Annotated in this window: 5 protein-coding genes; 2 read left to right on the plus strand and 3 right to left on the minus strand. The window is 63.0% G+C overall.

Translation table 11 applies throughout. The annotated features are described in order from the left end of the window. Positions 1-90: 90 nt before the first annotated feature. Together B5G06_RS14395 and B5G06_RS09855 are read right to left on the minus strand one after the other, a co-directional pair. Complete coding sequence (locus B5G06_RS14395; RefSeq protein WP_242955442.1) at positions 91-4878, minus strand: MMPL family transporter; 4788 nt, start codon at positions 4876-4878, stop codon at positions 91-93. 13 nt (positions 4879-4891) lie between these two features. Beyond that, on the minus strand, positions 4892-5464 hold the full coding sequence (locus B5G06_RS09855; RefSeq protein ID WP_158094690.1) for a TetR/AcrR family transcriptional regulator: 573 nt from the start codon (positions 5462-5464) through the stop codon (positions 4892-4894). Positions 5465-5648: 184 nt separating this feature from the next. Between B5G06_RS09855 and B5G06_RS09860 the strand changes: the two genes are divergently transcribed. Both B5G06_RS09860 and proS read left to right on the plus strand, forming a co-directional pair. Next, on the plus strand, positions 5649-7955 hold the full coding sequence (locus tag B5G06_RS09860) for an S-layer homology domain-containing protein (protein WP_087188903.1): 2307 nt from the start codon (positions 5649-5651) through the stop codon (positions 7953-7955). 275 nt (positions 7956-8230) lie between these two features. Beyond that, positions 8231-9670: a proline--tRNA ligase gene (gene proS, locus B5G06_RS09865; protein WP_087188904.1), complete on the plus strand. Its 1440-nt coding sequence runs from the start codon at positions 8231-8233 to the stop codon at positions 9668-9670. A 58-nt stretch (positions 9671-9728) separates the two neighbouring features. Here the strand turns inward: proS and B5G06_RS09870 are convergent. Beyond that, positions 9729-10413: N-acetylmuramoyl-L-alanine amidase family protein (locus B5G06_RS09870; protein WP_143382733.1), on the minus strand; the 685-nt coding region annotated here is incomplete at its 5' end.

The following is a 10413-nucleotide window of genomic DNA, read 5'->3' on the forward strand; positions in this document are numbered from 1 at the left end:
TAAGAACAACACCGCCCCCGGCGTGCCGGGGGCGGTGTTTTATGCTAAATACAACAGGCCCCGGAACCGCAGGGTTCCGGGGCCTGTTTTTTATGCCGGGATGGTTTTCCGCTTTTTTCTCCGATGGATTGCCAGCGCCGCGATGAGCAGTACAGCCGCCCCGGCGCAGCACAGCAGCACCACAGGCAAAACATTGGGCGTGGTGCGGTCCAGCAGCACCACCTGCCCGCTGGCCGGACCGTCAAATACCAGATAGCTGCCGTCCTGGCTGGCCTTCACCACCTGCCAGCTGCCGTCGGACTGCAGGATGGCCGCCGCCGGGTGATCGGCGTCCGCCGCCCGCAGCCGGAGGGTCACCGTGTCTCCCTGGCTGCCTTCCACGGTATAGGACCAGCCCTCCACGCTCCGGTAGCCCGACAGGTCGGGCAGCTCGGTCAGCCCTTCCGCCTTCAGACCAGCGCCTGGCTCAAAAGTGCCCTCCACCAGCAGGGCGGGATGCTCCTCGCCGGAGGAGAGGGTGGCGGTAGGCTGGGTAAACTGGGCCTCCAGCACCATGGACCGGGTCAGCCCCTTGACCGGGAAGTCGGGCCACACGCCATACTCCCCGTCCCGGGCAGGCGGCTCGGGCACCAGGCTCTGGTCCAGGTCGTCCCCGTAGGCAAAGGGGATCTCGGCCACAGTCTTGCCGTCGGCCACAAAGCGGTAGGAGAAGGTGAGGAAGTCCTCGGGGATGCCGCTCAGCACCGAGAAGGCATCAAACTCCAGCCCCTCCGCCTGACCGGCCACATCCACCCCGTCCAGCCCCGCCAGCTCCTCCAGCAGGTAGCGGTTGCCGGTGAGGGGATCGTCGGACTGACCGGCAATGGCCCCCTGGTACTCCCCGTCTCCCTGGGCCCGCACCATGGCCCGGCAGTCGGTAAGGGTGCCGCCCAGACCGGCGATGCCGCCCAGCCAGCTGCCGCCGTCCAGATCCACCAGGGCGGCGCACCGGATCACCGAACCGCCGGTGCGGCCTGCAATGCCGCCGCAGTAGTCGGTGCCCGTCTCCACCGTGCCCCGGGCGGCGCAGTCCAGGATGGAGCCGGTGGTACACCGACCGGCGATACCGCCGCCGCAGTCGTTTCTCACGGTAACGGTGCCGTCAAAGCGGCACTGCCGCACTGCCGCCCGCAGGGTGGCGTACACGTCGGAGAGCAGTTTGATGTCCTCCATGTCAAAGGTAGCCTCGGGGTCGTCCCCCACCTCGGCTCCCACAGCGCCCACAATGCCGCCCACGTTGGAGTCACCCTCCACGGTGCAGGCGGCGGTACAGGCCATGACCAGGCCGGGGCCTTCCGTAATGTCCCCCGAAAGGTCCTGGGTGGTGAGTTTGGGCTCCCGGCCCATGTCGTAGATGGCCTGACGCACCTGGTCCAGAGCCCCGATCACCCGCTGGGCGGAGGCGTGGAGGGCGGTGTTGTCCGCCCCGGCGGCCTGGGTCATCTGGTCCACCCGGTTCTCGATTACGTCCAGCTGGGCCCCGATGTCGTCCGCCGCCGCCTGGGTCTGCTCCCCCAGCTGGTCGGAGTAGTCCTTCAGCAGGGTACGGATGGCGGAGGCCTCGTTGCTGACGGCGTCCAGATCCTTCTTACTGTCCTTGGACAGGGCGCTGCCCGCCCCCACCAGATGGCTGGCGGCGCTGTGGATGGCCTTGGCGGCCTGATCCGCGTCCTTCCGCGCCTCCTCCATCTCTTTTGAGGTATCGTGGCTCAGCGTTTCCCACCGGCCGGTGAGGTCGCTGACCAGGCCGGGCAGCTTGCCCAGGGCCTGGGAGATGGCGGACAGGTGTCCCGCCGGGTCCACGCTGGGGAAGGGTACTGCCAGTGCTCCCTTTAAGTCCAGCTTTTTCAGGCAGTCGGTCACCTGGGTGAGATAGCTGCCCAGGCTGTCCAGCTCACGGGACATGGCCTGCAGGTGGGTGCGGATGGTATTGGCCTGCTTCTCAATGCCCTCGGCGGCATCATCCAGGGCCTCCACCCCTTCCACCAGGGCGCTGTCGGCGCTGTCCAGCATTTTGCTCAGGCTGCGGCGCAGCTGGGCGGTGCCGTCCAGCAGATCATCCAGGTCGTCCCCGGCCTCATTGGAAAAGGTATCCACATGACCCCGGAGGCCGTCCAGGGCATCCCCCAGGGCGGCGGCATGGCTGTCCAGCTGGTCGGTCATATCGCTGTAATCAGTGAGACCCTGGTCCCCGGCCTGCTGGGCCCGGTCCCGGATCTGACCCACCGCCTCATGGATGACCTGGGCGTCCTCCACTCCCTGGCCCACCATGCCGCTGAGCTGGTCGGCAAAGCCCTCCATCTCATCAAAGAGGACCCCCAGGCTGTCGTTGAGGCTGTCGGCGGGAGAGTCGCCGTAGCGCACCTCCACATTGGGTTCGAACTGGCCCACGATGCCCCCCACGTCCTTCCGGCCCAGAATATGTCCTGTATTGGAGCAGTTGGTGATGGAGCCGGACTGGAGTCCCGCAATGCCGCCGGTGTTGTAGCCCAAGTGCTGATAGCCGGACACATGGCCCCGGACGTGGCCGTCCAGCCGCATGGTGCCCTTGTTGAACCGCTGGGACCGGTCCCGGTTGAGGGAGATGGCGGTGCGCTGGATGATGGCGTCGCCCAACAGCAGCAGCTGGGGCAGCACGGTCATCACCAGGAAGATGGAGGTGACGGTGCCCCGGCCCAGGGTGAGGCCCACCGAGCCGATGGTGGCATCGGTGGAGATGCCGCCGATGAGGAAGCCGGCCACCGCCATGATGGTGCCCGAAGTGAGGATGGTGGGGAAGCTCTGGCTCAGGGCCTCCACCACCGCCTTCCGGGGCTCCATGCGGGTCTTCAGCTCCAGATAGCGGTTGGTGATAACGATGGCATAGTCGATGGTAGCGCCCATCTGGATGGAGCTGACCACCAGGTAGCTGAGGAAAAACAGATTGGTGCCGGTAAGTACCGGGAAGGAGAAGTTGATCCAGATGGAGCCCTGGATGGTGAGCACCAGCAGCACCGGCAGACCGGCAGACTTGAAGGTGAACAGCAGGATCACCATGACGAAGAGGGCGGTAAGTACGCTGATCTTCAGGTTATCGCCCGAGAAGGAGCTGGCCAGGTCAAAGGCGTTGGTGGAGTTGCCCACCAGCACCACGTCGTTATAGTAATCCTCACCGATGGCGCGGATCTCATCCAGCAGGGCGTAGGTGTCCTCCCCCTCGGTGGGCACGTCGGCCACAAAGACCAGCCGGGACCACTCCGCACCCTGGAGCTGCTTGAGGCCCACGTCCAGCTGTTCCTGCAAATCCTCCACCTTTTGGGCCTGGTCGCCGGTGAGGCTCACCACGCCCTTGTCCTTCTGCTCCAGCAGGAACTGGAAGATATCCAGCAGAGGCACCGAGTAGTCGTCCGGGTTTTGGAAGATGGAGCCGTACTCCTCCACACTCAGGCCGTAGGCCTGGAAGAGCAGCCGGGCCAGCTCCACGTCCACCCCGGCCAGTTCGGCAAACTGCCGGGGGGTGATGTCGTCGGTGAGCATCCGGCCCGGTTCCACCTCAATGTTGGCAAGGCCGGTGACCTGGGTCACCTGGGGCAGGGCCTCCACCCGCTCCAGGATGCGGCCCTCCTTTTGATAGTCCCCCCGGGGCACCAGCATGGCGATGGTATTCTTCTTGCCAAAGGTATCGGTCACCTTTTCGGCAGCCAGCTGCCAGTCTGGCTTGTTGGAAAAATCGGCGTCGTTGGTGTCAAAGACGTAGGTGCAGTGGCTGGACAGAATCGCCCCTGTAATGACCACCACCAGGAAGATGGGGGGAAGCACAAAGCGCAGCTTGACCACCCCTTTGCCCCAGAAGTTGATCTTGGGCACCAGATTTTTGTGGCGGGTGCGGTCGATGGGCCCCTGGAACACCATCAGCAGGCCGGGCATCAGCAGAAAGACGCACAGCATGGAACACACGATACCCTTGGCCAGCACGATACCCATATCAAAGCCGATACGCAGCTGCATGAGCATCAGAGCCACCAGGCCGGAGATGGTGGTCAGGCTGGAGGAAGAGATCTCCACGATGGCCTTGCTCAGGGCGGCAATGTCCGCCTCCCGGGCATCCAGGCCGTTGTCCCGCTCCTCCATGTACCGGTGGCAGAAAATGATGGCGTAGTCGATGGCCAGAGCCAGCTGGAGCACCACGGCGATGGAGTTGGTAATAAAGGAGATGGTGCCGAAGATGAAGTTGGTGCCCATGTTGAGCACCGCCGCCGCCACAAACACGATGAGGTAGACGGGCACCTCCATATAACTTTTGGAGGTAAAAAGCAGCACCACCACAATGACCGCGGCGGCGATGGCCAGGATGACGGTCATCTCCTGCCGCAGGGAGGCGGAGGTGTCCCGGCCCACCTCGGTGGACAGGGATACGTCGTATCCCTCCAGCAGATCCTCCACCCGGTGGAGGGCCGCCACCGTCTCCTCATCCCCGGTCTCCCCCTCAAAGGAGATGGAGAAGAGGGCGGCGGAGTCCTTGTAGTGGTCGGCGGTGTCGTCAAAGGCCACCTCCGACACCCCCTCCACCCCCTTCAGCCGTTCGGCCAGGGCGGCGGCGGTGTCGTAGGTCACGTTGGACACCATCACGTCGGCGGTGCCCAGGGTGACAAATTGCTCCTCCATCAGGGTCAGGCCCCGCCGGGTCTCGGTTTCCGGCGGCAGATAGGAGGTGATGTCGTTGTTGATCTGTACCTTATTGATGGAAGCCCCGCAAAAGATGAGGGCGGCAATAAAGACCAGAAAGAAGGCCTTCCGTTTGTCCACAATAAAGCGGGCCAGTTTGGTCATAGGTGTCTCGGTTTTTTTGTCCGTTACCATAGGCAGATTCCTCTCAATGGTTGGGGATAAAGCGGGCCAGATGGTCCAGCAGGACCTCCTCCGGCACCGGGTCGGGGCTGATCAGCCACCAGTGCAGCAGGGACAGCATGGCCCCCACATAGAAGCGGGCGGCGATCCGGGGGTCCACCCCCGGCAGAGCGTCCGGGAAGGGCGGGCGGCTCATCCGCAGGCACAGCTCGTTGGCCGCCGCGTCCTCCAGCAGGCGGGTCTGGGTGTCGGCGCCGCTCTCCAGGCAGGCCCGGTACAGGGCCCTTCTCTCCTTAAAAAAGGCCAGAGTGTTGCGGGCCGCCTCCAGGAAAAACTCCCTGGGGGTGGGGGCGTCCTGGGGGATGCAGGCGTCAATGCACTCCCGCTCCAGCTGGGTCAGCAGGTAATGGAGCAGCTCCTGCTTGTCGGTAAAATGGGCATAGAAGGTGGTGCGGTGGACCATAGCCCGCCGGCAGATATCGGTCACCGACAGCTCCTGAAAGGGCCGCTCCTCCATCAGTTCCACCAGAGCCTGGGTCAGCTGCCGCCGGGTCTTGCGCTGACGCAGATCCAGATTCTCCTCTCGTTTCTCCTCCACAGGGACTCCTCCTTTCGTTGGCCGGAACAGCATACCACTTTACGCTACACTTGTCAAGATAAAATACAAATGTCGATTAGCCAGAGGGAAAGGCTGCGGGATTTACAGGTTGCTTTTTTTAAAAGGAGACAGTATAATGAAGGCGTCTAATTATGGAAACCTTTACGGCAACGGAGGGAAATGTATGAAAGCAAAGCGATTTGCAGCCCTTTGGCTGGCGCTGTTTCTGATGCTGTCTCTGCTGGTAGTACCCGCCGGGGCAGTAAGCTTTACGGATATGCAGGGCCACTGGGCCCAGGAGGACGTGGAGTATCTGGCCGGTCTTGGCATTGTCAAGGGTACCAGCGCCACCACCTTCGCCCCCGCTCAGAAGATGACCGCCTGCGAGGCCCTGCTGTTCTGTTCCCGGGCCACCGGCGTGTCCGCCGCGGATAAAAAGCAGATCGCCGCCGACCGGGCCGACCAGCTGAAGGAGATCCTGCCTGAGAACGTCTACAGCTGGGCGGAGGAAGAAATGGCCGTCTGTCTGGAGACCGGTATCATCAGCGTCAGCGAGCTGGAGGCCATGTGCGACTCCGGGGCGCTGCTCAAGTCCATCACCCGCGAAAACCTGTCCATGTATCTGGTGCGGGCCATGCAGCTGGAGCCCATGGCCAAAAACCTGACCAACTATTCCATGAGCTTTGCCGACACCGCCTCCATCTCCCAGGTGCTGCGGCCCTATGTGTATCTGCTCAATACATACGGTATTGTCCAGGGCAACACCGCCAATGAGTTTATGCCCCAGGGCAGCCTGACCCGGGCGGAAATGGCCACCATGCTCCGCCGTGCCATCGACTTTATGGATGAGCAGGGCATCTATGCCGAGCTGCCCGCCTACACCGACTACCAGTGGGTGGGCGGCGTCATCGACGCGGTGAGCTCCACCAGCAACGGCGCCACCCTGCTCACCATCACCGGCAATCTGACCGATACCTTTGGCATTTCCGTGCCCGCCAACGTGCCCATCTATGAAAACAACATCCGCACCACCCCCAACTCCCTGCGTGCGGGCCAGTATGTCCGGGTGAACCTGGATGACAAGGGGGCGGCTCAGGCGGTCCGTCTGGGCGGGACCCTGACCAGCCTCAGCGGCAGCATCACTGAGGTATCCCAGGACAGCATCACCATCAACGTCAGCGGCACCAGCAAGCTGCTGGACATTGACCGCTTTACCAGAGTCCAGGTGGGCCAGCTGGTGGGTGATCCCTCCCTGATCGAGCCCGACGCCGGTTATACCCAGGCCCAGTGCTGGGTGGACGGCATGGGCCATCTGGCCGAGCTGAAGCTGTCCGGCGGCACCCGTTCCGCCGAGGGCTTCCTCACCAGCGTGGAGAACACGTCCGGCGGCCAGACCATTACCGTCTCCGCCTTTGACGGCCAGCGCGCCCAGTACACCCTGGTGTCCGGCGCCGCCGTCACTGTCAACGGCAAGGCGGGCTCCATTACCGTGTCCAACAAGGGGGACTATGTGAGCCTGCGGGTGTCCAACGACAACGCCGGCACCGTGGTGAGCGCCGCGGTGGATACCGTGTCCGACTATGTCCAGGGCCCCATCAAGAGCATCAGCTTCACCAAGGACCCCTACGAGATCACTGTGGAGGACAGCCTCACCGGCCGCTCCCGCACCTACCCCATCGCAAGCAACGCCATTGCCCGCTATGACGGAGAGGAGATCACCGTCAAGGAGGTGGCCCGCAACAACTTTGCCACCCTTCAGATCTCCGGCGACCAGGTGGTGCTGCTGGACACCTACCCCGCTTCCACCACCACCCAGGGCGTGATTGAGAGCATCACCTACGCCAGCCCCACCACCCTGGCGGTGCGCACCCCCCAGGGCACCACCGCCACCTTCACCATTGATCTGACCAACCTGCCCGACATTGAGCGGGACGGCAAGACCAGCTCCATTGACAAGCTGCGCAGCGGCGACAGCGTCACCGTCACCGTCCGCTACAACGAGGTGTATGAGATCGAGGCCACCTCTCAGAACGCCACCCTGTCCGGCACCATCACCCGGGTGATCCAGGACACCACCGGCGTCAGCATCGACGTGCGCTTCTCCGACGGCTCCACCGACACCTACCAGGTGTCCGAGGGCGTGTCGGTGACCCAGAAGGGCTCTGTTATCTCCCTCTACTCCCTCAAGCCCAATGACGCGGTGGATCTGACCCTCAGCGGGGACGAGATCGTGGCCATTGAGGTCACCGGCAGCTCCTCCTCTTCCACCCAGATCACCGGCTCGGTGCTGGTGGTCAACACCAAGGACGACACTCTGATGATCAGCCTGGAGGACGGCACCCCCCTCACCGTGGATGTGGAGGACGCCAGCTTCGTTACCATCTCCGGCTCCTCCACCAGCCTGAGCAAGCTGGCGGCGGAAGATCGGATCCAGCTGTACGGACAGTACTCCGGCAATCTATTCGTTGCCACCCTGGTGGTCAAACTGTAATTGTTCAAATTTTGCGGGGCCCGGCTCAGATGAGCCGGGCCCCGATTTGTCAAACTGTTTTGACAAATCGGGGCGTTATTGACTGGACGCGAAAGACAACCCTGACGGTTTTCTTTCACACTATCTTTCCCTCCGAAGCCTCGGCCTGGAGCGCTTAATTCGTTAAAGCCCGGCTTTTATGCGCCGGGCCCTATACTTGACTTGACTTTTGGGCCGCAAATGAATAAAATAAGTAGCACCCATGCGTATTTTGATAAAAAAGGATTGAGATAGATATGGCACAGGACAAAAAGCAGGTGGAACAGATCACCGATATGGAGGTGGACTTCGCCAAGTGGTTCACCGACGTGTGTAAGAAGGCGGAGCTTATCGACTACTCCTCCATCAAGGGCGTGTTCATCTACCGCCCCTACGGCTACGCCATCTGGGAAAACTTCCAGAAGATTCTGGACGAGAAGTTCAAGGAGACCGGCCACGAGAACGTGTACCTCCCCCTGCTCATCCCCGAGTCCCTGCTCCAGAAGGAGAAGGACCATGTGGAGGGCTTCGCTCCCGAGTGCGCCTGGGTCACCATGGGCGGCTCTGAGAAGCTGGAGGAGCGCTACTGCATCCGGCCCACCAGCGAGACCCTGTTCTGTGAGCACTACAAGAACATCATCCACTCCCACCGGGACCTGCCCAAGCTGTACAACCAGTGGTGCTCCGTGCTGCGTTGGGAAAAGACCTCCCGCCCCTTCCTGCGTCACCGGGAGTTCCTGTGGCAGGAGGGCCACACCATGCACGCCACCGCCGAGGAGGCCATTGCCGAGACCGAGCAGATGTTCAACATCTACGCCGACTTCTGCGAGAACTACCTGGCCATGCCCGTGGTGAAGGGCCGCAAGACCGACAAGGAGAAGTTCTCCGGCGCCGAGGCCACCTACACCGTGGAGTGCATGATGCACGACAAGAAGGCCCTCCAGGCCGGTACCTCCCACTACTTCGGCGACGGCTTCGCCACCGCCTTCGACATTACCTTCACCGGTGAGGACAACAAGCCCCACCACCCCTTCCAGACCTCCTGGGGCGTGTCCACCCGCCTCATCGGCGGCGTCATCATGACCCACGGCGACAACAACGGTCTGGTGCTGCCCCCCCGCATCGCCCCCACCCAGGTCATCATCATCCCCGTGGCCCAGCACAAGGAGGGCGTCATCGAGGCCAACGAGGCCGTCATGAACCGCCTGAAGGCCGCCGGCATCCGGGTGAAGATGGACGCCTCCAAGCAGTCCGCCGGCTGGAAGTTCGCCGAGTACGAGATGAAGGGCGTGCCCCTGCGTCTGGAGATGGGTCCCAAGGACATGGAGAAGAACCAGTGCGTGCTGGTCCGCCGGGATAACGGCGAGAAGAGCTTTGTCTCCCTGGACAACATCGAGGAGACCGTCCAGACCATGCTGGACGCGGTGCAGCAGGGCCTGTACGACAAGGCCAAGAAGAACCTGGACGAGAACACCTATGCCTGCTCCACCGTGGAGGAGGTCAAGGAGAAGATGTCCACCCAGGGCGGCTTTGCCAAGACCATGTGGTGCGGCGACGAGGCCTGCGAGCTCAAGATGAAGGAGATCGCCGGCGTGTCCTCCCGCTGCATCCCCCTGGAGCAGGAGCACCTGGGCGACGTGTGCCCCGTCTGCGGCAAGCCCGCCAAGCACATGGTATACTGGGGCGTGGCTTACTAATCACCCAAAACCATACGACAAAAAAGGACCCGGAGCATGGCTCCGGGTCCTTTTTATTTTATTCCTCTACGCCGTACCAGGCCAGCAGGGACTCCACCATGCCGTCCACGATCTTGGCCTGATACTCCGGGGTCTCCATGAGAGCGTCCTCCCGGGGATTGGTCATAAAGCCCATCTCAATGAACACGCAGGGCATGGTGGAGAAGTTGAAGGCGGTCAGGTCGGAGCGCTGGACGGTGCCCAGGTTCTTGGCCCCCGTATGCTCGCACACCGCCTCGATCATCAGCTCTCCCAGCCGGGCGCTCTCCTCCACGATGGAGGGGGTGCCCAGCAGATCCCCGTAGGGCACCAGCACCATGGCTCCGTTATAGTCCGGGTCGGTCCAGCCGTTGGCGTGGATGCTGATGTGTACGTCGGCCCCCGCTTCCTGGGCGATCTTGCACCGGTCGATGCCGCCCAGGGTGATCTCGGACACCTCCCGGGTCATCACTACCTCGGCTCCCAGCGCCTCCAGGGCGTCCCGGAGCTGGAGCCCCACCGCCAGGTTGAGCTGCTCCTCGGTCTGATTGGCTCCGGCGGTGCCGCCGCCAAAGAGGTACTTGGTCTCATCGGACAGGGGAGAGACCAGCTCCCGCTGGCCGGTGCCGGTCAGCGGGGTGACGCAGTGGCCGGGGTCCACGCAGATCACCGCCCCCTCCAGGGGCAGCGGGGTGGGTGTGGGCTCCGGCGTGGGCCCCGGCCAC

This window comes from Flavonifractor sp. An52 (assembly GCF_002159385.1).
In the GTDB taxonomy this organism is placed as follows: Bacteria; Bacillota; Clostridia; order Oscillospirales; family Oscillospiraceae; genus Flavonifractor; species Flavonifractor avicola.

Bases quoted from the DNA above. Each gene is read 5' to 3' on its own strand.
- proS (WP_087188904.1), top strand. From the start codon at position 8,231: ATGGCACAGGACAAAAAGCAGGTGGAACAGATCACCGATATGGAGGTG.
- B5G06_RS14395 (WP_242955442.1), bottom strand. From the start codon at position 4,878: ATGGTAACGGACAAAAAAACCGAGACACCTATGACCAAACTGGCCCGC.
- B5G06_RS09860 (WP_087188903.1), top strand. From the start codon at position 5,649: ATGAAAGCAAAGCGATTTGCAGCCCTTTGGCTGGCGCTGTTTCTGATG.